The sequence below is a fragment of the Flavobacterium sp. P1_E4 genome, from assembly GCF_056405915.1.
The window spans coordinates 24509-51029 of record NZ_JBFUBE010000015.1 but is presented as its reverse complement, the minus strand read 5'-3'; the positions used below and the strand labels follow the sequence as shown (position 1 = coordinate 51029).

The 26521-nt window shown below is 33.2% G+C and carries 25 protein-coding genes; 6 read left to right on the top strand and 19 right to left on the bottom strand.

Features of this window, described 5'->3' with window-relative positions; genetic code table 11:
* Positions 1–68: 68 nt before the first annotated feature.
* From AC1DY0_RS13880 to AC1DY0_RS13860, 5 genes are all read right to left on the bottom strand, one after another.
* Entirely contained in the window at positions 69–2084 is a 2016-nt protein-coding gene (locus AC1DY0_RS13880) for a DUF349 domain-containing protein (protein WP_477189184.1), read from the bottom strand.
* 287 nt (positions 2085–2371) lie between these two features.
* A complete protein-coding gene (locus tag AC1DY0_RS13875) occupies positions 2372–3121 on the bottom strand; it encodes a shikimate dehydrogenase family protein (protein ID WP_477189183.1) in 750 nt (249 codons plus the stop codon).
* Positions 3122–3123: 2 nt separating this feature from the next.
* Positions 3124–4518 (bottom strand): tetratricopeptide repeat protein, encoded by a 1395-nt coding sequence (locus AC1DY0_RS13870; RefSeq protein ID WP_477189182.1) that lies wholly within the window; start codon positions 4516–4518, stop codon positions 3124–3126.
* Positions 4519–4705: 187 nt separating this feature from the next.
* The gene (locus AC1DY0_RS13865; protein ID WP_477189181.1) at positions 4706–5884 is read right to left on the bottom strand and encodes an aspartate aminotransferase family protein; all 1179 of its coding nucleotides are present in this window, start codon (positions 5882–5884) and stop codon (positions 4706–4708) included.
* Between the two features lie 52 nt (positions 5885–5936).
* Positions 5937–7568, bottom strand: coding sequence for an OstA-like protein (locus AC1DY0_RS13860; RefSeq protein WP_477189180.1), 1632 nt, complete (start codon positions 7566–7568; stop codon positions 5937–5939).
* A 287-nt stretch (positions 7569–7855) separates the two neighbouring features.
* Here AC1DY0_RS13860 and AC1DY0_RS13855 point away from each other — a divergent pair, with 287 nt between their 5' ends.
* Entirely contained in the window at positions 7856–9727 is a 1872-nt protein-coding gene (locus AC1DY0_RS13855; RefSeq protein ID WP_477189179.1) for an alpha-amylase family glycosyl hydrolase, read from the top strand.
* A gap of 60 nt (positions 9728–9787) precedes the next feature.
* Here AC1DY0_RS13855 and AC1DY0_RS13850 read toward each other — a convergent pair whose 3' ends face one another.
* From AC1DY0_RS13850 to rsfS, 7 genes are all read right to left on the bottom strand, one after another.
* Positions 9788–10564, bottom strand: coding sequence for a superoxide dismutase (locus tag AC1DY0_RS13850; RefSeq protein WP_477189178.1), 777 nt, complete (start codon positions 10562–10564; stop codon positions 9788–9790).
* Between the two features lie 13 nt (positions 10565–10577).
* Positions 10578–10844, bottom strand: coding sequence for an acyl-CoA-binding protein (locus tag AC1DY0_RS13845; RefSeq protein ID WP_477189177.1), 267 nt, complete (start codon positions 10842–10844; stop codon positions 10578–10580).
* Positions 10844–11497, bottom strand: a complete 654-nt coding sequence (locus tag AC1DY0_RS13840) for a phosphatidylserine decarboxylase family protein (protein ID WP_477189176.1) — start codon at positions 11495–11497, stop codon at positions 10844–10846. The genes AC1DY0_RS13845 and AC1DY0_RS13840 overlap by 1 nt, the downstream gene beginning before the upstream one ends.
* The gene (locus AC1DY0_RS13835) at positions 11487–12338 is read right to left on the bottom strand and encodes a phosphatidate cytidylyltransferase (protein ID WP_477189175.1); all 852 of its coding nucleotides are present in this window, start codon (positions 12336–12338) and stop codon (positions 11487–11489) included. The genes AC1DY0_RS13840 and AC1DY0_RS13835 overlap by 11 nt, the downstream gene beginning before the upstream one ends.
* Position 12339: 1 nt before the next feature.
* The gene (locus AC1DY0_RS13830; RefSeq protein ID WP_477189174.1) at positions 12340–12942 is read right to left on the bottom strand and encodes a lactate utilization protein B/C; all 603 of its coding nucleotides are present in this window, start codon (positions 12940–12942) and stop codon (positions 12340–12342) included.
* Between the two features lie 110 nt (positions 12943–13052).
* Entirely contained in the window at positions 13053–14978 is a 1926-nt protein-coding gene (gene ftsH, locus AC1DY0_RS13825; protein WP_477189173.1) for an ATP-dependent zinc metalloprotease FtsH, read from the bottom strand.
* Between the two features lie 15 nt (positions 14979–14993).
* Positions 14994–15365: a ribosome silencing factor gene (gene rsfS / locus AC1DY0_RS13820; protein WP_111408889.1), complete on the bottom strand. Its 372-nt coding sequence runs from the start codon at positions 15363–15365 to the stop codon at positions 14994–14996.
* A 96-nt stretch (positions 15366–15461) separates the two neighbouring features.
* On the opposite strand from rsfS, the gene AC1DY0_RS13815 reads away from it, so the two are divergent.
* Positions 15462–16190, top strand: coding sequence for a biotin--[acetyl-CoA-carboxylase] ligase (locus AC1DY0_RS13815; protein ID WP_477189172.1), 729 nt, complete (start codon positions 15462–15464; stop codon positions 16188–16190).
* A gap of 77 nt (positions 16191–16267) precedes the next feature.
* On the opposite strand, the gene AC1DY0_RS13810 is transcribed toward AC1DY0_RS13815, so the two are convergent.
* The gene (locus AC1DY0_RS13810; protein WP_173504972.1) at positions 16268–16660 is read right to left on the bottom strand and encodes an SRPBCC family protein; all 393 of its coding nucleotides are present in this window, start codon (positions 16658–16660) and stop codon (positions 16268–16270) included.
* Positions 16661–16724: 64 nt separating this feature from the next.
* Positions 16725–17366, bottom strand: a complete 642-nt coding sequence (gene pyrE / locus AC1DY0_RS13805) for an orotate phosphoribosyltransferase (protein WP_477189171.1) — start codon at positions 17364–17366, stop codon at positions 16725–16727.
* 7 nt (positions 17367–17373) lie between these two features.
* On the opposite strand from pyrE, the gene AC1DY0_RS13800 reads away from it, so the two are divergent.
* On the top strand, positions 17374–17976 hold the full coding sequence (locus tag AC1DY0_RS13800) for an NUDIX hydrolase (RefSeq protein ID WP_477189170.1): 603 nt from the start codon (positions 17374–17376) through the stop codon (positions 17974–17976).
* Positions 17977–17982: 6 nt separating this feature from the next.
* Here the strand turns inward: AC1DY0_RS13800 and AC1DY0_RS13795 are convergent, their stop codons facing one another.
* The gene (locus AC1DY0_RS13795) at positions 17983–19713 is read right to left on the bottom strand and encodes a M14 family metallopeptidase (protein WP_477189169.1); all 1731 of its coding nucleotides are present in this window, start codon (positions 19711–19713) and stop codon (positions 17983–17985) included.
* 263 nt (positions 19714–19976) lie between these two features.
* Here AC1DY0_RS13795 and AC1DY0_RS13790 point away from each other — a divergent pair, with 263 nt between their 5' ends.
* From AC1DY0_RS13790 to AC1DY0_RS13780, 3 genes are all read left to right on the top strand, one after another.
* Positions 19977–21173, top strand: coding sequence for a BamA/TamA family outer membrane protein (locus tag AC1DY0_RS13790; protein ID WP_477189168.1), 1197 nt, complete (start codon positions 19977–19979; stop codon positions 21171–21173).
* A gap of 284 nt (positions 21174–21457) precedes the next feature.
* A complete protein-coding gene (locus AC1DY0_RS13785; RefSeq protein WP_477189167.1) occupies positions 21458–22807 on the top strand; it encodes a DEAD/DEAH box helicase in 1350 nt (449 codons plus the stop codon).
* A 182-nt stretch (positions 22808–22989) separates the two neighbouring features.
* On the top strand, positions 22990–23430 hold the full coding sequence (locus tag AC1DY0_RS13780) for a hypothetical protein (protein ID WP_477189166.1): 441 nt from the start codon (positions 22990–22992) through the stop codon (positions 23428–23430).
* 70 nt (positions 23431–23500) lie between these two features.
* On the opposite strand, the gene AC1DY0_RS13775 is transcribed toward AC1DY0_RS13780, so the two are convergent.
* The 4 genes from AC1DY0_RS13775 to AC1DY0_RS13760 form a co-directional block, all read right to left on the bottom strand.
* Positions 23501–24079, bottom strand: coding sequence for a PhnA domain-containing protein (locus AC1DY0_RS13775; protein ID WP_477189165.1), 579 nt, complete (start codon positions 24077–24079; stop codon positions 23501–23503).
* A 159-nt stretch (positions 24080–24238) separates the two neighbouring features.
* Entirely contained in the window at positions 24239–24703 is a 465-nt protein-coding gene (gene coaD, locus AC1DY0_RS13770; protein ID WP_116797677.1) for a pantetheine-phosphate adenylyltransferase, read from the bottom strand.
* Positions 24704–24709: 6 nt separating this feature from the next.
* The gene (locus AC1DY0_RS13765; protein ID WP_477189164.1) at positions 24710–25282 is read right to left on the bottom strand and encodes a TMEM175 family protein; all 573 of its coding nucleotides are present in this window, start codon (positions 25280–25282) and stop codon (positions 24710–24712) included.
* A 194-nt stretch (positions 25283–25476) separates the two neighbouring features.
* Positions 25477–26448 carry a D-alanine--D-alanine ligase gene (locus AC1DY0_RS13760; RefSeq protein ID WP_477189163.1) on the bottom strand — a complete coding sequence of 324 codons (972 nt, stop codon included), beginning with the start codon at positions 26446–26448 and terminating at the stop codon, positions 25477–25479.
* Positions 26449–26521 lie beyond the last annotated feature (73 nt).

Here is a 26521-nt window from a genome sequence, read left to right as displayed (position 1 = left end):
GTGTTTTATAAAAAAAAGCCTCAAACTTTTTCAGGTTTGAGGCTTAATATTTATTTATGAGTTTAAATTTATTCGATGTTTAAATTTCTCAATTGTTTTAGTTTTTCTTTCCAAACATCTAAGCTTTCTTTATGGATGGCAATGTTTTTTCGAACTTCCAATACGATTGAATTTTCTTTTTTCGCATTTTTTGTATTGGTGAAAAACTGAATGTTATTCTCTAGTTGGAAAATTTCATTTTGTACTTCTTCAATTTTGCGCATTAAGAAAATTTTCTCATTGTCAATTTTTCTAGTGTCATTGCTTTCAGATAAATGATCAATTCTGTTAGAGAAACGCATCATTTCGGTATCTTTTTTGCTTAAGCTTAATTTTTCAAATAAAGCATCTAGAATTTTATTGAATTTACCTTCGATATGTCTTCTAGGGAAAGGAACTTTACCAAAGTTTTTCCAAGTTTCAATATGCAATTTAATAGCGTCCAAATCGGTTTTGTGATCTCCAGTCAATTGGAATTCTCTCAACGTTTCTAAATATGCTTTCTTTTTGTCAAAAGCTTCTACTTCGTCAACGTTTTCAACACTTTTGTGMTCTTTTAATTTGTCAAAATAGTGATTACAGGCTTCTCTAAATTCGTTCCAGATTTTATCAGAGTATTTTCTTGGAACATGACCAATTTTTTTCCACTCTTCCTGAATTTGCTTCATAATAGGAGTAGTGCTGGCAAAATCAACACTTTCCTGTAATTCTTTGGCTTTCTTTACCAAAGCAATTTTTTTGTTCAGGTTATCAGTTTGGTCTTTTTTAATGTCTTTGTAAAAAGAATTTTTAAAGCTGTTGAAATTTCTAACGGCTGTTTTGAATGCCGCCCAAGTAGCTTCGTTAACATCTGAAGGTACTTTTCCTGCAGAGAAAAACTCAGAGCGTAAAGCTTCCACTTTTTCAATTTGAGCTAGCCATTGTGAATGTGCATTTACTTTCTCAGTAGCTAAAACTTCAATTTTGGCAATAATTTCTTTTTTCTTTTCTAGATTTTCAAGCTCAGTTCCTCTTAAGTTTTCGAACAATACTTCACGCTTATCGTGCATTTTTTTTGTTAGCTCACTAAATTGGTTCCAAATCTCATCGCGATGCTCTCTTGAAACTGGACCGATATCCTCTTTCCAAATTCGGTGTAGATCTTGAAGTTCTCTGAAAGCTTTATTGATGTCAGCTTCTTTGAGTAATTCTTGAACACGTGCAACGATTTTTTGTTTTTGTTCTAGATTGTATTTGAAATCAATATCCCTTGCTTCTCTGTCCAAGTGCAAATAATCATAAAAATTTTCTACGTGAAAATGATAATTATTCCAAACATGATTGTATTTGTCTTTTGGAATTGCACCTGCATTTTTCCATCTTTCTCTTAATTCATTAAAATGATTTAATGTGTCTTTGATGTTTGCTTGTGGATTGATTAATTCCTTTAGTTCTTCTACAATGGCTAATCTAACTTCTAAGTTAGTTTTTAAATTTGATTGTAAACTCTTAAAGTGAACATTTTTATTGTCTTTGTAGATTGTATAATATTGATCGAACTTTGATTTTAGTGGAGAATGATATTGAAATTCCTCGTTAGGATCTTGATTTTCCTGATTGAATTCTTCTCTTTTTTCGTCTATAAGGTGGTTGTATTTAGCTAAAAATGCTTTTCGAATTTCTTCAACATGCTCTTTGATCGACATTACTTTTTCATTTGTAACCAAATTTTTCAATTCACTTACAAGTGTTTCCATAGGTAATGCATCATAATCGAGCATTGGAATATCGTGACGTTCTTTTAGCGTTTCATCTTCACTTTCTTCAGCATTTGTTTGAGCTATTGCGTCAATTACGTTTTGCTTTTCATCTGTTCCGTTTTCATTCGAAATTACTGTTTCAGAAACTGGGTTTACCGTGTTTTCCTCTGCTACAGCATCACTTATTTCACTTTCTGTTACAATTACAGACGCTTCTGATTGAACTGCTTCTTGCAGTTCATTAGCTGTTTTTCCATCTATCTCAGTTTCTTTTAGAGATAGGTTATCGTTCTTTTCTTCTAACATTTTGTAAATGTATAAGGTTTTTATTTTTTGAATGCGAAAGATACTAAAGGTGCGTCAAAATACAAAATAAAACTTTTGTTTATAATTCATTTTTACAGAAAATTCTTTCTTAAATAGTGTAATTTGAATTCTTTCTAGTTTATTGACTTGTTTTTTGATTTTATATCCACTTTTTATAATGATAAAATATTAAATAGAAAACCCTCAAAGGATAATCCATTTTGAGGGTTCACTATTTTTATATTTGTAGATTGTGTTATTGAAAAAGCATATAATAAATTGGGTTTCTATTTATTCCAAATCTTCCAGGCTTTCTCAGCTTGAAAAATGAGCATATCCAATCCATTTTTAATTTGAGCACCTTGGGCTTTGGCCTTGCTGAGAAATTGCGTTTCTGCTGGATTGTAAATCAAGTCGTAGGCAATATGTTTTTCTGTAAAGAATTCATAAGGAATAAGCGGGAATAAATCAACATTTGGACTTGTTCCTACCGGAGTACAATTGATTATGATTTGGTAGTTGTCAAAGGTTGTGGCATTGATAAGGTTGTAATCAATGCAATTTTGTTTGGCTTCACGAGACACAAAGGTATAGGTGATGTCCAATTGATCCAGCGCGAAAGCAACTCCTTTGGAGGCTCCGCCAGTCCCAAGAATGAGTGCTTTTTTATGATGCGGCTCCAATAGTGGTTCAAGAGATTTCTTGAAACCGTAATAATCGGTATTGTATCCTTTTAATTTTCCTTTTTTAGTGAATTTTATAGTGTTAACGGCTCCAATTTGTTCAGCATTTTTAGATAGTTTATCCAAAAAAGGAATCACAGATTCCTTGTAGGGGATAGTAACGTTTAGTCCATTAAGATCTGTATTGTTTTCCTTTAATTCTGTAAAATTATTGATTTCAGGAATATCGAAATTTTCATAAGTGCAACCTTCGAAATGTTCTTTGCTAAATTTTTCTGTGAAATATCCTTTTGAAAAGGAATAACTGATATTACGGCCTAATAACCCAAAGCGTTTTCTTAATACTTCAATCATTATTATTTTTTATGTTTGTCAATATAATTTCGCACCATTTTTTTCTCCCAAACTACAGGGAATAAATCTTCCAATAGGATGTAGTTATCATGATTCAGGCGTAAAGCATTGCTTAAGTGAAATTTTGCTTTTATATTGTCTGAAATCATAAAATACAATCCAGCCAAACGATATTCTACTTCGTTTTCTTCTGGGAAGTATTCGGATGCTTGTAATAATGTTTGAATTGCACTTTCGAATTCTCCTAAAAACTGTAAAATGTCAACCCAAAACAACCAAGTGTCGAGTTGGTAATCACCAAATTCAACTGCTTTTCTATACCCAAATTCAGCTTCCTCAAACAAGTTCATTTGTTTGTTAATGGCTGCAAATCGTTTCCAGTATAATTTATTTTGGTTGTCGATAGCCAAAGCTTTATTGACAAAAAATAATGCTTTTTGGAAGTTTTTTTGACGTACATAAAAATCGGTAATGGCAATCCAACCTTTGTCCAAAAGTGGATCTTCGTGTACCGTTTTGTTGAAATATTTAAGAGCTAAAACTTTGTTGCCTAATTTTTCATAACATTTCCCTATTCGAAGCAAGGCATAGGATGTTGCATCGTCCAATTCGATTGTTCGATTGTAACTTTCAATGGCAAGGTCGTACTTTTTTAGACGTTCCAATGCTTTTGCTTTTTCCATAAAAGCACCAAGGAATTCCTCGTCTATAAGAGTTGCATAATCAAAAGCGCGAATGGCGCTTTCATATTCTTTTACGCCATAGTATAAACGGCCTAGTTGATGCCAAGCAATTTCGCTATATGGATTTTTGTCAATATATTTATTTAAATACAATATGGCTTCTTGGTTTTGATCCAAAAATTCATAACAATAAACTACATTGTATAATGCTGATTGATCTTCAAAGTCTTCTTCTAGACATTTAATGAAACTTTCTTTGGCCAATTCTAGATTGTCCATAAAAAGATATTCCATACCGATTAAGTTGTAAACATCGGCATAGTCATCAGTATATTCTAAAGCAATTTTAAGCATTTCTACTGCTTTTTCATGCTGATCTCTTTTGGAGCAAATATTGGCTTTTTGAATGTAAATTTCTTCGTTTGTGGGTTCGATAGCATAAAGCTCATTCAATAGCTTTTCGGCTATTTCGAGTTTATCGTCATAAATGAGCATTTCTACTTGAACTAATTTAAGCCCGCTGGATCTTGGGTGTTGTTCCAGAGCTAGTTTTAAAGCTTTTTTGGCCAATGCTGACTTGCCCATATCGAGGTAATGAAGAATGATTTCTTCAAATTCTTCGGAGTCAAAAAAGAATACTTTGTTGGTTTTCAACATAGACTCAAATTTTGATAGGGATAAGTTATACTCTTCTTCTTCGTTGCTTAATTGCATACTGTGTGTTTTTAAATTATCCTAAAATAAAATTAGGAAAACGTATTATTGAAATGAGGAAGAATTTTATTTGTTGTGAACAATTTAATTAACAGGTTTTTCAATGACAATGGCAATATCAATGGCAATATCAATTTTTAAATCTATATTCTAAAATCTATATTCTATTTTCTAAAAATCAAAAATCTTAAATCATCTCATTCATTACTTCGAGAATTATGGCACATCCTTCTCTGATTTCTTCTTCGGAAATTGTAAGAGGTGGAGTTATTCTAATCGCGCATCCTTCAAAAAGCAACCAAAATAAAATTAAACCTCTGTCTTGACATTTTAGAATTACTTCATTAGTGATGTCGGCACTCGCTGTCATGGCAGCAAGCATCAATCCTTTTCCTCTTATTTCTTGTATCAAAGGATGTACCAAAAGCGATCTAAAGAGTTTTTCTTTCTCTAAAGCCTCTGTCATGATGTTGGTTTCAGTTAATTCTTTCAAAGTAGCCAAACAAGCTGACGCAATGACAGGGTGACCTCCAAATGTGGTGATATGGCCTAATTTTGGATTTTCAGTTAGTAAATCCATCATGGCAGATGATGCTGTGAATGCACCTACAGGCATTCCGCCGCCCATTCCTTTTCCCATAACAACGATATCTGGTACAACGTCATAGTTTTGAAATCCAAAAAGTTTGCCTGTTCTTCCAAATCCCGGCTGGATTTCGTCGAGTATCATCATTGCACCTACTTCAGTGCATCGAGCTCTTACTTTTTTTAGGAAATCATTATGTGGTTCAATAAAACCAGCTCCCCCTTGAATCGTCTCCAGTATGATTCCGGCTGTTCTGGTTGTGATTTTTAGTAAATCGGCTTCGTTGTTGAAGGTTATAAAATCGATATCGGGAAGCAAAGGGCGAAAGGCTTGTTTGCGTTCTTCAAATCCCATAACACTCATAGATCCCATTGTGTTGCCATGATATGCATTGTGGCATGAAATCAGTTGACTTCTTCCTGTTGCTCTTTTGGCTAGTTTTAAGGCTCCTTCTATGCCTTCGGTGCCTGAATTGACTAAATATGTTTTGTCTAAAGGGGCAGGTAGGAGTGAAGCCATTAATTTGCAATATTCAACCGCAGGACTTTGTGAATATTCTCCATAAACCATAACATGCGAATATTTGTCTAATTGACCCTTTATGGCATCATTTACTTTCTTGTTTTGATGTCCTAGTGTGCAAGCTGAAACACCTGCTACAAAATCTAAGTATTTTTTATTATTTGTATCAAAAATATAAGAGCCAATAGCATGCGAAACTTCCATGCCTAATGGATATGGTGAAGTTTGTGCTTGGTATTTTATGAAATCGGGATTCACTTTTTGAAATGTTTAAGGGTTTAAAAGTTTAATTCTGCAAACTGAAATATGATTACTTTTTCGAATTCTTCTTGTCATAATTCAATGTTTCCTTTCGAACTTTCATTGGTGTAGCTTTTTTAGCTTTGTCTTTTGTGGTTTCTTCAATGACTTTGAGTTCTTCAGCATTTTCTTCCTCGCTAAAAACATCGTCTTTGGATTTTATCCTTTCGTCTCCACGCCAATTGAGTCCCTTAAGTGTTCTGGCATTTTCGGGCAATTCGGATTCGGGATAAATATCGCCATCTACTTGTGTAAAGCGCGTAATGGTTTCTATTTCGTTTTTATCAAAAAGAATATTGATTTTACTACTCACACTTTTGTCGATTCCAACGAGTTCGTGGGCTTCATTACGCGAGTAATAAATCACTTCTGCATTTTTTATGATATCAACATCATGCAGTTTTCCATCTTGAAATTTTCCAAATAAGTTTTGACCTTTTACCTGATTAAATCCGGTTCCAAGAGTGTCCTTCGAGACCAGAAATGTATTGTTGAGCACTTTGAGTGAATCTAGTTTTTGAGTTTTTTTATCTCCAATGAGATGCATCACATCGCCAGTGATTTGGCTTTCACCATTCCATAAAATTGGATTTCCAATCAATTTTGTTAACCCTAATTTGGAGCTGGAATGGATAGAATCACATTTTCCACTCATATTTGTTTTGTAAAAACGAACATTATTGAAGGCACGAATGATTCGGTTTCCCTCTTTACCGGTTACCATGAGTTTTTTGCCATGGATATAAACCGAGTCATTATCTACAAAATTAACTGCTAAGGCTCTTTTGGTCACAAACATTGAGTCTTTCTGTTTATATAATTCGGCATAATGACCTCTAATTACTCCCCGATTAATAGAATCGGTTATTTTTACATTTCGTGTTGCCGAAGCGAATTCTTTATTTCGATCATAATACAAACTATCTCCTTTTATCAGTCGATCATCATACTTGATGTATGATTTGTCGATAAAATGTGCTAGATTTTTTTTTGTGTCATAAAAACCTTTTTCGGTATAAATAAAATTAGCTTTACTGGTTATGGTTGATGGACCAAAAAGATAGGAATGCCCTGAATTACTGTAATAATCCAGATGATTGGATTTGATTTCGTATGTTTTATTGGTAAGTGTCACGGCAGTTAGGAACTGAAATTTTTTCTCGGAAACATAATACCTGCCAGACTTGCTTTTCAAGGTGTTGTCTTTGTTGATAATAGTTCCGTTTGTATTGTAGTATACTTGTTGTATGTTTCGGTCAAAATTGATGGTATCCGTGGCCAAAGTAGCGTCTGGAGAACTCATAACAGCATTTCCAGTTGCAAATGCTTTTTTAAGTTCACCACTGTATTCGGCATAATTACTGTTCAAATACAAAGTATCACCTTGTACCAATTGTACATTTCCAAAAGCTTTTAGATAATTTTCTTTTTGAAAAAAATAAGCTTTATTGCAAGTTAAAACTACACCATCATGATTTACACGTACATTTCCTGTTAGTAAAAGGGCATCTGGTACTTTGAGTTGATCGACATCTGCAAAATCAGAATGTTCAATTAATATTTTTTTAGGAGCTTGTGCCAAAACAAGATTTGCACAAAGAAATGCTAGGCTGTATATAATGAAATTTAAAGATTTCTTCAATGGTCTTAATTTTTTTGTAAATTTATGAAAAATGAGGCAAACCCCTTATATATTAGGATTTATTTATAATAGTTTGCCATTAGGATTATAAGAGAGTTTTTTTGAAAAAATATATTTATAAACAAAAGGATTAGCTATTACGTTGTAGTAGTTTTTTAATTTGTAGACTGACCTGAATTGGCGAGTTTTAGTGGCTTTTTTTTGAAAAAATCGTTAAATTTATGGATTGATACCGAATACAAATATAGTATCAATTGTAGATTTTTAATTTTTTATAATTCAAAAAAATGATCACAAAAAAAATAGTAATGGCAGGAATAAGTGTTTTGCTTATAGCGACTGCTTGTAAAACTAAAGATGTAAAAATGAGTGTACAAAAGAAAGAAACCGTTTCCGAAAATAAAGCAGTAGTTTATCAAGTTTTTACTAGGTTGTTTGGTAACAAAAACGCAACCAATAAGCCGTGGGGAACCATAGAAGAAAATGGAGTTGGGAAGTTTAATGATTTTACAGATAAAGCGCTTCATGAAATAAAAGATTTGGGTGCTACCCATATTTGGTATACAGGTGTCCCTCATCATGCCGTTATAAGAGATTATACAGCTATAGGAGTTTCAAATGATGACCCAGAAGTGGTAAAAGGTAGGGCAGGTTCACCGTATGCAGTTAAAGATTATTATAATGTGAATCCAGATTTGGCAGTCAATCCAGAAAAGCGTTTGGAAGAATTTGAAGCTCTGATTAAAAGAACCCATAAAGCAAATCTTAAAGTAATTATTGATATAGTTCCCAATCATATTGCCCGTAAATATGAAGGAAAAAGCAATCCGAAAGGTGTGAAAGATTTTGGTGCAGATGATGACGTTAGTATGGAATACAAAAGAGATAATAATTTTTATTACATTCCCAACACACCTTTTCAGTTGCCTGACGGAGATAAACCTTTGAACGGGGAAAGTAATCCACTTATTGATGGGAAATTCGAAGAAAATCCAGCCAAATGGACCGGAAATGGTTCCCGTTTGGCAAAACCGGATAAAAATGATTGGTACGAAACAGTTAAGGTAAATTATGGTATTCGTCCTGATGGTTCAAAAGATTTTCCAGAGTTGCCAGCTGGCTATGATAAGCTATCTTATAAAGAACATTTTGATTTTTGGAAAGATAAAAGCGTACCTAATTCTTGGATTAAATTTAGAGATATAGCTTTGTATTGGACATCTAAAGGTGTTGATGGGTTTAGGTATGACATGGCCGAAATGGTGCCTTACGAATTTTGGAGCTATATGAACTCTGCTATAAAAAATGCCAATCCTGATGCCTTTTTAATGGCGGAAGTGTACAATCCAAAAGAGTATCGTAATTATATCCATTTGGGTAAAATGGATTATTTATATGATAAAGTTGAGACTTATGACAAATTGAAAGACATTATCCAAGGAAAAACTCCACCAGATGGACTTTCATATATTCAAAGCGGATTAGCTGATATTGATATACATATGTTGAAGTTCTTGGATAATCATGATGAACAACGATTGGCAAGTCCAGAATTTGCAGGTTCTGCAGAAAAAGGAAAGCCAATGATGGTTGTTTCTACTATGATAACTTCGGCGCCTATTATGATCTATTTTGGTCAAGAAGTAGGGGAGGCAGGAAATGAAAATGGTGGATTTGGTTCTCATTCCAGAACATCTATTTTTGATTATGTGGGCGTGCCAAATCATCAGCGATGGATGAATGACGGTGCATTTGATGGTGGAAAACTATCGCAAAGCGAAAAAGAGTTGCGTGATTTTTACAAAAGATTACTCAATTTCTCCGCAAAAAGCTCTGCAGTAATGGGGCAGTTTCAAGACCTTCAAGAAGTAAACCGTAATTTAGGACTTGGGTATGATCCTAACCATGTGTATTCATTTGTTCGTTGGTCAGATAATCAAAAATTAATTGTATTGACTAATTTTTCTTCAGATGTGACCAATAGTTTTGAGTTGAAAATTCCAGCAGATATAATTAGCAAATGGAATTTGAAAGATGGAAGTTATACTATAAAAGACCAGTTGAATGAAAAAAATGCAGTTCAATTGCAAGTTGTAAATGGCGAAGGAAAAGCTTCAATTACAATACATCCTTTGGAATCATTTATTTACCAGTTGTAAAAGTCGTTGATGGATAAAATAAAAAAAGCTGACATTTTAAATGTCAGCTTTTTTTATTTCTTATTTTTTAAATGTTGCTTTGTAATTTTCGTTTATTTTTTCCCAGTTTATTATATTGAAAAAAGCATCGATATAATTTTTCTTTTTGTATTGGTAATCCATGAAATAAGCATGTTCCCAGAGGTCAATTCCTAAAATTGGTGTTCCGTGAAATCCAACAACAGGAGCATATGTCATTAATGGATTATCTTGGTCTTGAGTTGTAGATAATTGTAAGACTCCAGTTTTATCAACTACCAGCCATACCCAACCAGATCCAAACTGTTTAGTTGCAGCGTCTTTAAATACAGTTTTGAAATTAGAATAGGAACCAAAATCTTTAGTAATCTTTGAAGCTAAGGTATCTATTGGTTCGCCACCAGCTTTCGGACTTATGGATTTAAAGTACAAACTATGGTTGTAATATCCACCAGCATTATTACGTAATATAGCGTCGTTTATGTCTAGTTTACTTAATAGATCTTCTATGGAAAGGTTTTCTTTGTCAGTTCCTAATACTGCTTTGTTTAAGCTGTTAGTGTAATATAAATAATTTTTATAATGGGTTTCTACGGTCAAAGCTGATAAATCAGGTGATAAAGCATCATATCCAAAAGGAAGTTTTTCCAATTGAAAAGAGCCTTCATCTGCTTTTAAATCATTTGGATTGCCAATAGCAACTTTCTCTTGTACTGTAGGTAAAGGAACTTCGACAACTTCAGTTAATTTTTTATCATTACAAGAAATTAAAACCGAAATAAAAAGCAAAAGAGCTATTAGAAAAGTATTTTTTTTCATTAGAATAATACAATTACTTTATTAAGGAATGAATTAGTTCAATATATTGTTGTTTGGCTTCGTCTTGCGAAAGATGACTAATCTGAATCCAGGCATTGGTTTTGAATGCATTTCTTAAGTCAGAATTGTCCATAACGGTAAACTTGGTTTTATCAAATGTAGCATGCTTATAAAAGGCATAAAGACGTAGCTGGACATCTTGTGGTAAAGATGCTTGGGTCATAAAGGAAGCGATTTCAACTGCTTCCTTAAATTGTTTATCTAAATCTTTTTCAATCATTAAGATTTAATTGCAATTATAGTTTTTCCTCCAATTGCTTTTTGGTCAAGTACCACATTAATTGGAGTACCTATTGGTAAAAATATATCTACTCTCGAACCAAATTTAATAAAACCAGCATCGGTACCTTGTACTACTTGCATTCCTTCTTGAGCATAATTTACTATACGTCTGGCTAAAGCACCAGCAATTTGACGGTATAATATTGCACCAAACGTTTTGTTTTCAACGACAACTGTGGTTCTTTCATTTTCTTCACTTGCTTTTGGATGCCAAGCTACAAGAAACTTACCAGGATGATATTTGCTGAATTTTACAATACCGCTTAGCGCATAACGCGTAACGTGAACGTTTATAGGGGACATAAAAATTGAAACTTGAATTCTTTTATCTTTGAAATATTCAGTTTCAAATACCTCTTCTATTACCACAACTTTTCCGTCTACAGGAGCAATAATATGGTTCTCGTTTATTTCTACTGTTCGTTTTGGATTTCTGAAAAATTGCAAAATGATAATTAATAGTAATAGCGCAGCTATTTCAATGGTCATTTTAATCCATTCTATTTGAATAAAACGATCTGATACTAAACAAACGATGGCAGTAAAAATTGTGCCGAATAAAATACTTTGAGTTCCTTCTTTATGAAACATAACTTAAAATTTGATAAAATAAAAATATTATTGGTGCTACAAAGATAACACTATCTAGTCGATCTAGAATGCCTCCATGGCCAGGCATTATGTTTCCACTGTCTTTTTTTTCTGAAATCCGTTTGAATTTTGATTCAACTAAATCACCAATTGTCCCGAAAATACCAACAATCAAAGCGATTATAATCCAAATGTAGGTGTTTTTTTCAGGTAGCATTAAAAAATATTTTGAGATAAAATAACTGGCAATTAATGCAAATCCTATTCCGCCTAAAAATCCTTCGATGGTTTTTTTAGGGGAAATTCTTTCAAATAATTTATGTTTACCAAAAGTTTTACCGACTAAATAGGCAAAAGTATCATTGGTCCATATTAAAATGAAAATGCTTATTAGAATGTTTGGATTATAACCTTTTATTCCAAAAGGTATTTTTGTAATAATAATAAATGGTAACACAATGTATCCAATTAGATAAGCAAATTTTGAAAAAGTATCCACTTTTAAATTTTTGTTATCAAATAGAAAAACGATGCATTTTAAGGAAACGATAAGGGATAAAAAAAGTACTGCTAAGTCAAAGTTTTTGCTGTAGCGTAATATATGAAAAATGCCATCTACCTTTACGGCTACGGCAATTTTATAAAAGAATAAGTAAAATACAATGGCAATTGCTATAGGGGCAATTTTGTTTAAGTGAACTAAATTGCAAAATTCCATTACCGCTATCAATAGAAAAACTCCAAATAGAATGAAAAAAGTTTCTATAGAGTATTGTATTGAAGCTATTAATAATAAAATGTAAATAGCTCCAGATATTGACCTTTTTAGTGTTTCATTCATTTTAAAGATCTTCTAAAAGCAATAAATATAAATTTTTGGCTGAGCTTCCATATTGAGTGAAATCTTCCTCTTTTGCTTTTTCAAAATATTTTATTGTCGTGATATTTGTTGGATATTCTGTCAAGTATTTTTTTCTAATTGCACTAAGGCCATCACTTTTTCCTTCAACTATCTGACTAGTGTTGGCTAAAATAATGATGTTAGCAGGTAAATCATTAGGTTTTTTTTGTTTGATTTGATTTGATGAAAATAAAATGGAACCTTCTTCACCCACTAAATTTTCACAACTCGACAATAAAAATTTTGGATTTATATTTTGACCGTAGGTGAGCTTATTATCATCTAGCAAAAAGTACAATTTAGGTTCATAGCAAAGAGCTTCGCATTCAAACCAATCGTTTTCTTCAAGTATATTTTCAAATTGTTCTTTTACTTCATTTAAGTTTTCACAGTATAAAAATTTACCCCCATTTTTTTTGAAATTATAGATAAACTGCTCATCCAAAGGGGAATTGATATCTGGATTTGGTCGGTCTGAATTGCCGCTTCTGGCTTCATCTGAAGACGGGTCGTTAGAACCAAATAATTTTTTAAAAAGATTCATAATTTGTTAATAATCGTTTTGTGTTACTTGAAAACGTTCAAAGATAAAAAAATCTTAATTCAAAACAGGGTTTTGAATTAAGATTTTAAATATTTGTGTATTTTATGTAATTACGATACTACTTCACCTAGGTTTTTGTCGAAAGTTCTTTTTCCAAAAATGGTCTCTAAATCGTCTTTAAAAATAACTTCTTTTTCGATTAAGATTGAAGCCAGTTGTTCTAATTTATCTTTATTTTCTTCTAGAATCATTATCGCTCTTTGGTATTGACTTTCGATAAGATCTGAAATTTCTTTGTCAATTACTTTGGCAGTTTCATCAGAATATGGTTTAGAAAAACTGTATTCACTTTGCCCGCTTGAATCGTAATAAGTTACATTTCCAATTTTGTCATTTAATCCGTAAACGGTAACCATGGCACGAGCTTGTTTGGTAACTTTTTCTAAATCACTTAAAGCTCCTGTGGATATTCTGTCAAAAGTTACTTTCTCTGCAGCTCTACCACCCATAGTAGCACACATTTCGTCAAGCATTTGATCTGTACGTACAATTAAACGTTCTTCTGGAAGATACCAAGCAGCACCAAGACTTTGTCCACGAGGGACGATAGTTACTTTAATCAATGGAGCAGCGTGTTCAAGCATCCAGCTAACAGTTGCGTGTCCAGCTTCGTGAATAGCGATAGCTCTTTTTTCCTCTGGAGTGATGATTTTGTTTTTCTTTTCAAGTCCTCCTACGATACGATCTACTGCATCCAAGAAATCTTGTTTGTCTACTGCTTCTTTATTGTTTCTAGCGGCAATTAATGCAGCTTCATTACAAACATTGGCAATATCAGCTCCAGAAAAACCTGGGGTCTGTTTTGCTAAAAAGTCGGTATCAAGTCCTTCGATTTTTTTCAAAGGAGCAAGGTGTACTTGAAAAATTTCAGCTCTTTCGCGAATATCTGGTAAGTCAACAAAAATTTGTCTGTCAAAACGACCAGCACGCATTAAGGCTTTGTCTAAAACATCGGCTCTATTTGTTGCAGCCAAAACAATTACATTTGAATTGGTACCAAAACCGTCCATTTCAGTCAATAATTGGTTTAATGTGTTTTCTCTTTCATCATTTCCACCTGACATATTACTTTTTCCTCTAGCTCTACCTACTGCATCAATTTCATCAATAAATATAATGGCAGGAGATTTCTCTTTAGCTTGTTTGAAAAGATCACGTACTCTTGAAGCACCTACACCTACAAACATTTCAACGAAATCTGAACCAGATAAAGAGAAGAAAGGTACTTGGGCTTCTCCGGCTACAGCTTTAGCCAATAATGTTTTACCTGTTCCCGGAGGTCCTACAAGTAGGGCTCCTTTCGGTATTTTACCTCCTAAATTTGTGTATTTTTCAGGGTTTTTAAGAAATTCTACAATTTCTTGTATTTCTTCTTTTGCACCTTCTAAACCTGCTACATCTTTGAAAGTAGTTTTAATATCTGTTTTTTCATCAAAAAGCTTGGCTTTCGATTTTCCAATATTAAAAATTTGACCACCTCCACCACCTGGGCCACCTGACATTTTTCGCATAATAAAAATCCAAACACCAATAATGATAATAATTGGCAGTAGGCTTACGAATAGATCAGTCCAGTTGCTTTTTTGTAAAAAATTAAAATCTTTTAATTTTCCCTCGGCAACTGCTTTTTCTAACTTGGTTTGAAAAATTTGATCATTACCAATGTCAAACGAATAATGAGGACCTTTATTAGGCCTGTCTAGTACGTCTTTTGCTACTTTTTTATGTTCTGGATCATTTAAGGCTTGCGCATTTAAATAAACTTCAGCTTCATTTTTATTGTAAACAATTACTTTTTCAATTTGTCCTTTCTCTAAGTAAGAATTAAATTTAGAAGAAGTTAATTGAGCAGGTTCTTGAAAGCTAGATCCACCAGTTACAAAACTTATTCCTAAAAAAATTAATAGTATTGCAGTGTAAACTAACCAAGGACTTACTTTAAATTTATTTGAATTTGGATTATTATCTTTAGCCATTAGAAGATTATTTCTTTAATATTTGTTTTCGATTTTAGTGATTTTGGCATCACCCCAAAGACTTTCAATGTTGTAGTATTCACGGATGTGTTTTTGGAATACATGCACTACGATGTGTACATAATCCATCAAAACCCATTCTGCTACATCAGAACCTTCAACATGCCAAGGTTTGTCTTTTAAATCTTTAGAAACTGTTTTTTGAATAGAATTGACAATGGCATTAACTTGAGTGTTTGAGTTACCATTGCATATAATGAAATAGTCGCAAACTGCTGTGTCTATTTCTCTTAAATCTAAAATATCGATATCACTTCCTTTTACTTCTTCTATTCCTTTTATAATGTTCGCTAATAGAACATCATTGTTTATAGTCTTTTTCGCCATTTAATTTTTTATATAAGTTTGTAAAGTTACCATTTTTTGTGATTAATTTTGAACCTTAACATAATATTAAATTATGTTTTACAAAAAAAAGTACACATGAAGCTAATCAAACTCGATGCCATAGATTCCACAAATGAATTTCTAAAAGGTTTATCGAACAAACAAGAGGTTCAGAATTTTACTGTTGTCACTGCTGAGAATCAGTTGAAAGGGAAAGGGCAAATGGGAGCCAAGTGGGATTCTGAGTCTGGTAAAAACCTTATAATGAGTGTTTTGATTAAAGAATTTTTATTTGATAATGAGACGGTTTTTAACCTAAATGTAGTGGTTTCATTGGCTGTAATTCGGGCTTTAAAAAAGTATAATATTCCTGAATTAAGTGTGAAATGGCCTAACGACATTATGTCAGCAAATAAGAAAATGGGTGGCATATTGATTGAGAATAGCATAAAAGGAAGCGGAGCGATTACGTCTATTGTCGGACTTGGGTTGAACGTAAATCAAATGCAATTTGAAAATTTGCCAAGAGCGTCATCATTGGCGTTGATTTGCGGTTCTTTTTTTGATAAAGAAGAAATTCTATTGGTGATAGTATCGGAAATGAAAAAAATGATTGCAAATTACGATGCAACAGCTTCTAATTTGTGGGAAGAATATACCAATGAATTATTTAAAATAGGTGTTCCTACAGCGTTTACAGATGAAAATGAAAGCAATTTTATGGGTATTATAAAAGGGGTTTCTTCAATAGGTAAACTTCAGATTCTTTTGGAAGATGACAGCATTTGTGAATACAATCTGAAAGAAGTGCAAATGTTGTACTAAGGCGAAATCATTCTTAAAACCAATAAAAAAGCCTTTTAGCTAAAAACTAAAAGGCTTTTATTCTTTATAGAAAGATATTAAAGTTTTGTCATATTATTTGCCAAGGTCTCGATGAATTTTCCAATAGGACCTTTCACCATCATGGCCATCATGGCATTGAATTCGCCTTCAAAATCTAGTTTTACAGCACTTGATTGCTCAGAAATGGTATCAATGTTCGCTACTAAAGTAAAAGGAAGTTTGTCGCTTGCAGCACCCAAAACGATTTTGTTTGGCGCTACTTTTTCTTTCATCTTTAATTTGATTTCAGGCATTCCTTTTAATCCAAAAATAAAAGCATCTTCTCCAATAACTTCAAATTTTGCAATATTATCGGGCATTAATTTTTCGAAGTTTTTTACATCGCTTAATAAATCGAATAATTCTTGACTTGATTTTTCAACCGTAACTTTTGGACTTTCTAAGTTCATTATTTTATGTATTGTTTGTTATTTTGTTTTAAAGGAATCTTATCTAAAAGCGGAAAGCAACAATTTAAACTGCCCAAGTAGATGGACTTACGTTCCATTCTCTCAAGGTTTGCTCTTCTTCTTCTGTGATATACTTTTTGGCAACAGCTAAATTCAATAAATTTTGATAATTGCTCAAAGTGTATAAATCAATTTTAGCATTTTTGAAGTTCTGGTCTGCAACTTCAAAGCCATATGTAAATATAGCTGCCATTCCTTTTATAACTGCTCCTGCTTCCCGTAAGCCTTCAACGGCAAGCAAACTACTGTTTCCAGTACTAATTAAATCTTCTATAATTACTACGCTTTGTCCTTTTTGTAAAAAACCTTCTACTTGGTTTTGACGCCCGTGTTTTTTTGGTTCTGGTCGAACATATACAAAAGGTAATCCCATACTTTCTGCAACTAACATTCCAATACCAATTGCTCCAGTGGCTACACCAGCAATAACATCTGGCTTACCAAATTGTTTCTCGATGTTTTTAGAAAATTCGTCCCTAACATAATTTCTTATGGCTGGAAACGAGAGGATTAAACGATTATCGCAATATATAGGCGATTTCCATCCAGAAGCCCATGTAAAAGGATTTCCTGGATTCAATTTAATTGCATTTATTTGCAAAAGCAATTCGGCTGTTTTTTCGGCTGTATCTTTATTAAAAATCATAATACAAATGTATAAAGTTTTTGTTAACGACAAACCACTTTTTTTGACAAATCAAATCTCTAAGGAGACAGATTTTCAACTTTTCTTGTTAGATAGTATTGATATCGAGCAGGTTATTGTTAAAATGTTTCAAAATAAAATTAAGAAAGCCTATCTCTATCACCCTGATGAAAGTGTGATTATGAAAACTTTGAAAGCAAAAATCCCTGTAAATAAAGCAGGAGGTGGACTGGTTTATAATAAAAAAGGGGAAGTTTTATTCATTTTTAGAAATGGAAAATGGGATTTGCCTAAAGGGGGGACGGATAAAGGAGAGTTAATTGAGGAAACCGCCATGCGGGAAGTTGAAGAAGAAACTGGCGTAAATGAATTGGAAGTTGTTAAAAAACTTCAAAAGACCTACCATGTTTTTAAGCGAAATGGAAAATACAAATTAAAAATCACCCATTGGTTTGAAATGCAATCTACATTTGAAGGCACTCCGAAAGGCCAATTAGAAGAAGGAATTGAAAAAGTGGCCTGGCTTAAGCCAAGTGAAATTCCAAAAGCATTAGAAAATTCATATGAGAATATTAAGCTTCTATTTGAAGAGGAAAAATTAATCAAATAAATAATATTAGTTCAATAATCTGTAAACAGGATATTGTAAATGTTCTTTTTCATAGAATTTGGAATGTTTATAAACCCAGTCCAATTGTGCTTCGCTATTTTTTGCAAATATTGGATCATTATTAACTTTGGTTTCCAATTCAGTTTTTAAACTAGGGTTGTCTTTTAAAAGTTGAGCAGCCAAATCCTCAAAAACATATTCTGAATATCCTTCTTTTTGTTGTAAAATGCTATCGAAAAAGTTCCAATTGAAGAACGAATCAACAGCTTCGGGTTCTAAAGTTTCCAGTAAATATTTTACTGCTTTTTGTTCAGTAAAGAACACATAATCTCCTTTCGCAAAGAATTTCTTCTCAAGAGTTGCTGTCAATTTTGTATTTCTATGCGGATAATGTCCTTCATAGGCTTGACTTGAAGTCTTGAAATCGGCAATTTTATAACCTTCGACTTCAATAATGGTATCTTTTTTTAATTGTGTGTACTTGCAATTATTACTTTTTAATAAATCAATCACATTCCAATATCCTTTAGGGACAATATAGGCTTTCGGAATTGTCACATCTTTTACCGATTTATATTCTTTGATATAAGGAACATTTTTTTGATAAGGTTTGGTTCTATCATAAAATAATCGTTGTCCAGTTGTTACCTCGCTTTTTTTATAGGAAGCTTCAAAGCCAGAAAACAAAAAGGTTGTAGCCTTAGAACTGTCTATTTTCCATTCAACAGGATATGATTTTTTAGGTTTATATTGTTCTTCATTTTTGGCACGCAATTCTTTTATTTTTTTATAATTCAAATCGGTAAAATCGATTGTGGTAATCATATATTCGTAAGTGGCTTTTACACGATCAGCATATTTTTTTAGCATGTGGGTTTCAACAACAAACCCAATAGTATTGAAAAGAGAAGCGTAACCTGTTGTATATCTTGGTGTATCCGAAAATTGTATAAAACCATTATCTGGCGTTTCCTCAAATGCATTGACATATGGTGTTGTTGGAATGTTTTTTTGTTCCAAATCTTTTACAATAAATGGCATCATTTCAGTGTTCATATAATCTCCTAAGATAGTGCCTAATTTATTGTGCTGCGTCATAATATATGTGAGTTTGTATTGATAATCCGAACCATTACTCACGTGATTGTCTATAAAAACATCTGGATTTATTTTATGATAGATAGCAACAAAGCTCTTGGTGTTTCTCGTATCGGATTTAATCATATCACGATTCAAATCATAGTTTCTGGCATTACCTCGAAAACCATATTCTTCTGGCCCTTCTTGGTTGGCTCTTGAGGATGAGTTTCTGTTCAAAGCACCGCCGATATTGTAAATAGGAATTGTTACTATTACCGTGTTTTTTGGTGTTTTTATTTTTCCTAAAGCTAAATCCCGAAACAATTGCATAGTTGCATCTATACCGTCCGGTTCGCCTGCGTGAATCCCATTATTAAGGAATAATACCGCTTTGTTTTTTTGAATTTCATCAAAATTAAATTTTTTTTCAGGATTGAAAGTAATCATGTATAAAGGTTCGCCACTATCCGTCAACCCCATTTTTTCCATTTTGATAGTCTGAAAATCATGAGCCAAAAGAGTATAATAGGCCATTGTTTCTTGATAATTAGCCGATTGATTTCCATTTCCTTTTTCGAAAAAAGTATTGTATTTATTATTGTTTTGGGCAAAAATTGAAACTGTGATCAACAGGAAATAAAAGCGTGCTAATTGCATAGGGATAATTTTGAATGTGGGTTCCAAATGTAATTAATTTATAATTATTTTTTTGTCTCAAATCTGGCTTAAGATCTAAGATGAAATTAAGATGCTTAATTTTTTTTTGAACCAAAACCCCACACAATTTAGTTGCTTATATATTAGGTTGAGAATTAATGGATTTATCTTAAATAAAAAGTGTTTTTGAATTTGTTTATTCTTATTTTTGATAGTTGAATTTTTACAAATAGTATTTATTTGTATTCAAAATTTAGATTCAAATGAAAAGAACCTTCCTACTCCCAGCATTTTTATTTTGTACTTTTTATGTTTTTGCATTTTCAAATAGTGAAAAAAGGTTGATTAGTAGAAAGACAATATTCACAACAATGCTGATCGCCAATTTGGATACAGTTAAAAAAAACGACACAGTCAAAAAGAAAGAAAAGAAATTTGCCTTTATGCCTTTGCCTACTTTGACATATGACCGTTCACAGGGACTTGGAGTCGGAGTAATTGCGATGGGTTTTTTTAAGGCTGACAATTCAAAGAAAGCACCTCTTTCCAGATTAATGGCTGTGGGGAATTATGCTACAAACGATTCTTTCTACTTTTTAGTAGGAACACGTCTTTATCTTAAGGAAGATTACTGGAGGATAATTGCTGCAGCAGGATATATTAATTATAATTTTCAGGCTTTTCAATCCTTTGAAGATGGCGGTGATGGGAGCGTGACAGGAGTCTACGAAACCCCTTATACAACAAAAGGTGCCCTGTATGTATTTGCAATACAGAGAAGAGTTTTCGAAAATTTTTATTTAGGGCTTGGAGGATTTATGATGCGCTCAGATGTAACGATCACACTTCCGGATAATTCCGAAGTGGTGGAACCTAATAATACCAATTCGCTATCCATACCCATTAGTTATGATACCCGAAACAGTGTCTATAACCCGAGTTCTGGTCTTTTTATAGACGGTAGATTTTCTACAGTTCCATCTTGGCTGGATAATGATCATGATTTCATTAAAACAATGTTATATGTAAATTATTATAAAGGAATGGGGGATCACAAAATTTTGGCCAGTCGATTTGCAATGAAAGCCAATTTTGGAGATGTTCCTTTTGCTTCGCAGGATTATATTGGTCAAACAGATTTAAGAGGATATACTCAAGGGGAATATAGAGGAAATCAAACTTATACTGCTCAAACTGAATTTAGAAATAATTTTTATAAAAAGTGGGGATATGTTGGATTTGTCGGACTTGGAATTGCCTATAGAAAATCCGAAGAAGGTGCAGCAGCAGGGGATTGGTACAATTCAGGAGCCTCTTGGAGTAAACCACTGCCAAGCTTAGGAGCAGGTGTTCGTTATCAGGTAATTGAAAAGGCAGGTCAAAAAATAAATGCTGGGATAGATGCTGCAGTTGGCCGCGGGGATTGGGGATTTTATTTTAGACTTACCGAAGCTTTTTAAAATTAGACCTTAGTTCAATAATTAATTTTTTGGAGCAGGAAGATTAGGCTCTTTTAGTCAGCATCGTCCCGCTATCCGTTACAATCTTGTGTGCCGAACCCCGGCACACAAGGATTTTTACTTCTATCGGGGCTAAAGGGAGATATTTTGCTTTTTTACGATCATTCTAAAAAAGAAAAAAATAACCCCAGAATTGCTAGCCATAAAAACTATGCAATTCTGTGATATAAAATGGACGATTCCAGTATTGAAAACAGAGTGTTATTTTTGACTACCTTTGCAAAATGAATAAGAAACACCATTCCAACAATATATTATTGAATTTAGGCATAGAAAGCCTAAATGAAATGCAAGAAGTTGCACAAGATGTCATCCTAAATGATAATAATGTTTTACTGCTTTCTCCAACAGGTTCTGGGAAAACGTTGGCATTTTTATTGCCTATTTTCGAAATGTTACAACCCGAAATTCTATCGGTTCAATGTTTGATTCTGGTTCCATCGCGTGAATTAGGATTGCAAATTGAACAGGTTTGGAAAAAAATGGGAACTGATTACAAAGTAAATGTTTGTTACGGCGGACATTCCATTGATACCGAAATCAAAAATTTGAGTAATCCACCCGCAGTTTTAATTGGAACTCCGGGTCGAATTGCAGACCATATCGACAGAGGGACTTTTCGATTGGATAAAATCCAAACTTTAATTCTGGACGAGTTTGACAAATCGTTACAGTTAGGTTTCCACGAACAAATGTCTTTCATTATTGGTAAATTGAGTAAACTCAACAAACGAGTATTGGTTTCGGCTACATCAGATATTGAAATTCCAAAATATACACGAGTTGTAAACCCAACAATCTTGGATTTTATCCCAACCGAAGAGGAACAGGAAAGTAACTTGGCTACCAAAATGGTAGTTTCGAAAGAAAAAGACAAACTAGGGAGTTTGTTTAATCTTATATGTTCTTTAAAATCACAGCAGGCGATTGTTTTTTGTAACCACCGTGATGCTGCAGAGCGTATTAGCGATACCTTAAACGAAAAAGGAATTTATTCCACTTATTATCATGGTGGAATGGATCAGGATGAACGTGAAAGATCGTTAATTCAATTCCGTAATGGAAGTATGAGTTATTTAATCACCACTGATCTCGCCGCGCGTGGTTTGGATATTCCTGAAATGAAACATGTAATTCACTATCATCTGCCTTTGAAAGAAGATGAGTTTACTCATAGAAATGGGCGTACAGCCCGTATGTTGGCTTCGGGGACAGCTTATGTGATAGCACATGAGAGTGAGAAAAAAATGGATTATTTGGATTACGGCATGGAAGTGTTTAATGTTGAAAATTCAATCACACTACCAAAACCTCCAGAGTTTCAAACCATTTATATTAGTGGTGGAAAGAAAAATAAACTGAACAAAATAGACATCGTAGGTTTCTTTTCCCAAAAAGGTAAGTTGGAAAAAGGGGATTTAGGATTAATTGAAGTGAAAGATTTTATCTCCTTTGCAGCAGTTAAATTCAATAAAGTCAAAGACTTATTGCATCATGTAAAAGATGAAAAAATGAAAGGCAAAAAATTTAAAATTGAAGTAGCAAGAAAGGTTATTAAAAAGGAAGAGGAGTAATTTTATTGGTTTTTAAAACCCAGAAATTCAAAATCTTATGAGTTGTAGTGTTAATTTACAAACAAAATAAATAAATTACTGTTGATAAAAACATAATAATAGAAAGGAGATGTTTCTTTTTATTATTATGTTTGCTAACAAATACTTACCTATCAAGTATATCATTAAACCCCAAATAAATTATGAAAAAAATTATTGCGATTGCTGTTTTGTTTATTAGTTCTATTGGTTTTAGCCAAATTAAAGTTGTTGAAACTGTGCCAGTTGAAAAATTGGGAAGAGTAAATAATAGTTTTTATGTTCAAAAAATTGGAGATGACTTCACCTTTTTTTACACAACTGTACAAAGTGAAGAAGAAGAGGCTGCTTTGAAAGCTTTTACTTTTAAAAATGTTGATAATGCTTACCAAAGCCTTTACAAAATCATTACAGGTGGATTTTCTGCAAGTCCTTTGAATGATGTGAAATTGGAATTGCCTAATAATTTTGTTTGGTTACACTATATTGTAAGTTCAGACAAAACAACAGTACAGTTTATGGTTTCGAATAAAGATGCTAGCGCTACTCATATTTCTGAGCCATTATCAAAAGAGCAAGTTGAAAAATTATTTCAAAAAAGCTAATTGAAGATAGTATTATAAACAAAAACGTCCCAATTTATTGGGACGTTTTTTATTTTTATAGGAACCGAAATTATATTTTCTTAACGTATTGCGTGATAATCACAATTTGTTGGCCATCTACTTTTCCTTCAATGTATTCTGCATTTTCATGATCCAAACGGATGTTACGTACCGAAGTTCCTTGTTTGGCAACCATACTTGATCCTTTTACTTTTAGATCTTTGATTAATACTACAGAATCTCCGTGGGTTAGAATAACTCCATTAACATCGCGGTGAATGATTTTGTTTTCATCATCTTCTCCTTCACCTGTGGCTTGTGCCCATTCCAGTGTATCTTCGTCAAAATACATTTGCTCCAAAAGCTCTTGCGGCCAACCATTTTTACGCAAACGGCTTAACATTCTCCAAGCTGAAACTTGAACTGGAACGTGTTCGCTCCACATACTGTCATTCAAGCATCTCCAGTGATTTAAATCTTCGTGTCCTGGATTTTCAATTTGGTCAATACAAGTAGAACAAGCAAAAATACTTTCGTCCAATCCTCCTTTTTTGGTAGGTAATATTTGGAACTCTTTTAGGTTTTCTGTGGCAGCGCATAATTCACATTGTGAACCGCTGCGTTTATTTAATTCTCTTTCGAAGCTCATTATATGGAATGTGTTATTTTAGGTTGCAAAATTACGCTTAAATGGTAGGTTTTGCAAGTTTATGTTTTGCTCGTGTCTTCTGGTAGTATCAGAGTTTATAATTTTCAAAGAATTCCATTTCTTCAAAATCTTTGTACTAAATCAAAACATTAGCCAATACTACTTATGCAATTTAACCCTTACGGCTTCTGGAACCAGCATTTCGTATTCACCGAAATTTCGGATAACATCTCTCACTATACTGGAGCTTATGTATGAAGTTCGTGCTGCAGTCAATAAAAAGACAGTTTCTATTTTGGATAATCGTCTATTTGTGTGGGCGATTGCTTTTTCGAATTCAAAGTCGGCTGGGTTACGCAATCCTCTTAGGATAAAATCGGCTTTGATTTTATGACATAAGTCGATTGTTAAACCTTCGTAAGTGATGACCGTAACTTTGGGTTCATTTTTGAATGTTTCTTCAATGAAACGTTTTCTTTCCTCGAGTGAAAACATGTATTTTTTTTCGGCATTGACCCCAATGGCAATTACGATTTCATCAAAAAGCGAAATACCTCTATTGATGATGTCTTCGTGACCTAAAGTGATAGGGTCAAACGATCCCGGGAATATGGCTTTCTTCATTTCGATTTAATTTAGTTGTTTTTCAATTCTTGAATCTGGAACAATCCAGAGCATTGCTACAGCAATATAAAGCAGACCAGAAATCCAAGGCGAGACAAAAGCCAAGGGAATTGCCAAAAGATATGCTAATGCTGATATTTTGCCTTTTAAGTCTTTTTCAACTGCACGGTGTAAAATTGAATCTTTACCTTCTAGTCTTATAATTTTATTTTGGAGCAAATTATATGCTATCGCACACATCAGTAGGACAAAGCCATAAATGCTCATTGGCACTGCTGCAAAATGATGTTCTCCAATCCAGCTTGTTGCAAACGGAATCAATGAAAGCCAAAAGAGTAAAAAAAGATTGCCCCACAAAATAGAGCCATTCACTTTTTTTACCACTTGAAACATATGATGATGGTTGTTCCAATAAATCCCAACGTATATAAAACTCAAAACATAGCTTAAGAAAACTGGAATCAAGTGTTTTAAAGATTCAAAGCTATCTTCTTCAGGTGCTTTTATTTCTAAAACCATTATGGTAATGATAATGGCTAAAACGCCATCACTAAAGGCTTCAATTCTGGTTTTGTTCATTGTTTTAGTTTAAAGATTCTAAGTTGCTAAGATTCTGAGTTTTTAAAACTTTATTTTATGTTGTTAATTGATTTTCCTGCAAGGTCTTTTTTTGACCTTGTAGGTATTTGATTTTTAAAACATACCTACAAGGTCTTGGAAACCTTGCAGGATCTTGAGGATATAATATTAAAGATTTTAAAACTCTTAGCAACTTAATTAATCGCTAACTCAATAGCATTTGTGAATAAATCTTCCAGTGAAATTCCAGCTGCTTTGGCTTGTTGTGGAATCAAACTTTCGGTCGTTAGGCCAGGAATGGTGTTCATTTCCAGCATATGAGGTTCGCCGTCCACAATGATGAATTCGCTTCGAGAGAATCCTTTCATTTTAAGCACTTCGTAGGCACGTTTTGCAATTTCTCCCACTTTTTGGGTCATTTCATCTGAAATTCTAGCTGGTGTAATTTCCTGTGATTTACCTTGGTATTTGGCTTCATAATCGAAGAAATCATTTTCGGAGATAATTTCGGTTATTGGTAAAACAGTTACTGTTCCTTTGTAGTTGATGACTCCGACAGAAACTTCGGTTCCGTCAAGGAAACTTTCTATGATGATTTCGTTGTCTTCTTTATAAGCTACTTCAATGGCGATTGGCAATTCGGCAGCAGTTTTTACTTTTGAAATCCCGAAACTAGAACCCGCTTTGTTTGGTTTTACAAAACAAGGCAAACCTAGTTTTTGAACAATTTCGTCAGTGTTGATGATGTCACCTTTGTTTAGATAATAGGAATTGGCTGTTTTGATTCCGTATGGTTTCAATACCGATAACAAGTCACGTTTGTTGAAAGTTAATGCAGCTTGGTAATAATCGCAGGCAGTTTGAGGAATGTTTAATAATTCGAAATAAGCCTGCATCAATCCATCTTCACCCGGAGTTCCGTGAATGGCATTGAAAACGCAATCGAAAGTTTGTTTGGTTCCGTTTATGTTTACCGAAAAATCATTTCTGTCAATTGGGAATTCGGCATCATTGGCATCAACATATCCCCATTTTTCTTTAAAAATATGGATGCGGAAAGCATTGTATTTGGTTTTGTCCAGAAACTGGTAAACTACGTTTCCGCTAATTAGTGAGATTTGGTATTCGCTTGAATAGCCGCCCATGATGATGGCAATGTTTTTCATTTTAAACGTTTAATCGGTTAAACGTTTAATCGATTAGTCGATTAAACGTATGCTAAACAAAATTATCATTTTT

Coding starts and splice junctions, on each gene's coding strand:
- AC1DY0_RS13875 (WP_477189183.1), bottom strand. CDS start 3,121: ATGATTGAAGTATTAAGAAAACGCTTTGGGTTATTAGGCCGTAATATC.
- AC1DY0_RS13870 (WP_477189182.1), bottom strand. CDS start 4,518: ATGCAATTAAGCAACGAAGAAGAAGAGTATAACTTATCCCTATCAAAA.
- AC1DY0_RS13855 (WP_477189179.1), top strand. CDS start 7,856: ATGATCACAAAAAAAATAGTAATGGCAGGAATAAGTGTTTTGCTTATA.
- AC1DY0_RS13850 (WP_477189178.1), bottom strand. CDS start 10,564: ATGAAAAAAAATACTTTTCTAATAGCTCTTTTGCTTTTTATTTCGGTT.
- AC1DY0_RS13845 (WP_477189177.1), bottom strand. CDS start 10,844: ATGATTGAAAAAGATTTAGATAAACAATTTAAGGAAGCAGTTGAAATC.
- AC1DY0_RS13840 (WP_477189176.1), bottom strand. CDS start 11,497: ATGTTTCATAAAGAAGGAACTCAAAGTATTTTATTCGGCACAATTTTT.
- AC1DY0_RS13835 (WP_477189175.1), bottom strand. CDS start 12,338: ATGAATGAAACACTAAAAAGGTCAATATCTGGAGCTATTTACATTTTA.
- AC1DY0_RS13830 (WP_477189174.1), bottom strand. CDS start 12,942: ATGAATCTTTTTAAAAAATTATTTGGTTCTAACGACCCGTCTTCAGAT.
- ftsH (WP_477189173.1), bottom strand. CDS start 14,978: ATGGCTAAAGATAATAATCCAAATTCAAATAAATTTAAAGTAAGTCCT.
- rsfS (WP_111408889.1), bottom strand. CDS start 15,365: ATGGCGAAAAAGACTATAAACAATGATGTTCTATTAGCGAACATTATA.
- AC1DY0_RS13815 (WP_477189172.1), top strand. CDS start 15,462: ATGAAGCTAATCAAACTCGATGCCATAGATTCCACAAATGAATTTCTA.
- AC1DY0_RS13810 (WP_173504972.1), bottom strand. CDS start 16,660: ATGAACTTAGAAAGTCCAAAAGTTACGGTTGAAAAATCAAGTCAAGAA.
- pyrE (WP_477189171.1), bottom strand. CDS start 17,366: ATGATTTTTAATAAAGATACAGCCGAAAAAACAGCCGAATTGCTTTTG.
- AC1DY0_RS13800 (WP_477189170.1), top strand. CDS start 17,374: ATGTATAAAGTTTTTGTTAACGACAAACCACTTTTTTTGACAAATCAA.
- AC1DY0_RS13795 (WP_477189169.1), bottom strand. CDS start 19,713: ATGCAATTAGCACGCTTTTATTTCCTGTTGATCACAGTTTCAATTTTT.
- AC1DY0_RS13790 (WP_477189168.1), top strand. CDS start 19,977: ATGAAAAGAACCTTCCTACTCCCAGCATTTTTATTTTGTACTTTTTAT.
- AC1DY0_RS13785 (WP_477189167.1), top strand. CDS start 21,458: ATGAATAAGAAACACCATTCCAACAATATATTATTGAATTTAGGCATA.
- AC1DY0_RS13780 (WP_477189166.1), top strand. CDS start 22,990: ATGAAAAAAATTATTGCGATTGCTGTTTTGTTTATTAGTTCTATTGGT.
- AC1DY0_RS13775 (WP_477189165.1), bottom strand. CDS start 24,079: ATGAGCTTCGAAAGAGAATTAAATAAACGCAGCGGTTCACAATGTGAA.
- coaD (WP_116797677.1), bottom strand. CDS start 24,703: ATGAAGAAAGCCATATTCCCGGGATCGTTTGACCCTATCACTTTAGGT.
- AC1DY0_RS13765 (WP_477189164.1), bottom strand. CDS start 25,282: ATGAACAAAACCAGAATTGAAGCCTTTAGTGATGGCGTTTTAGCCATT.
- AC1DY0_RS13760 (WP_477189163.1), bottom strand. CDS start 26,448: ATGAAAAACATTGCCATCATCATGGGCGGCTATTCAAGCGAATACCAA.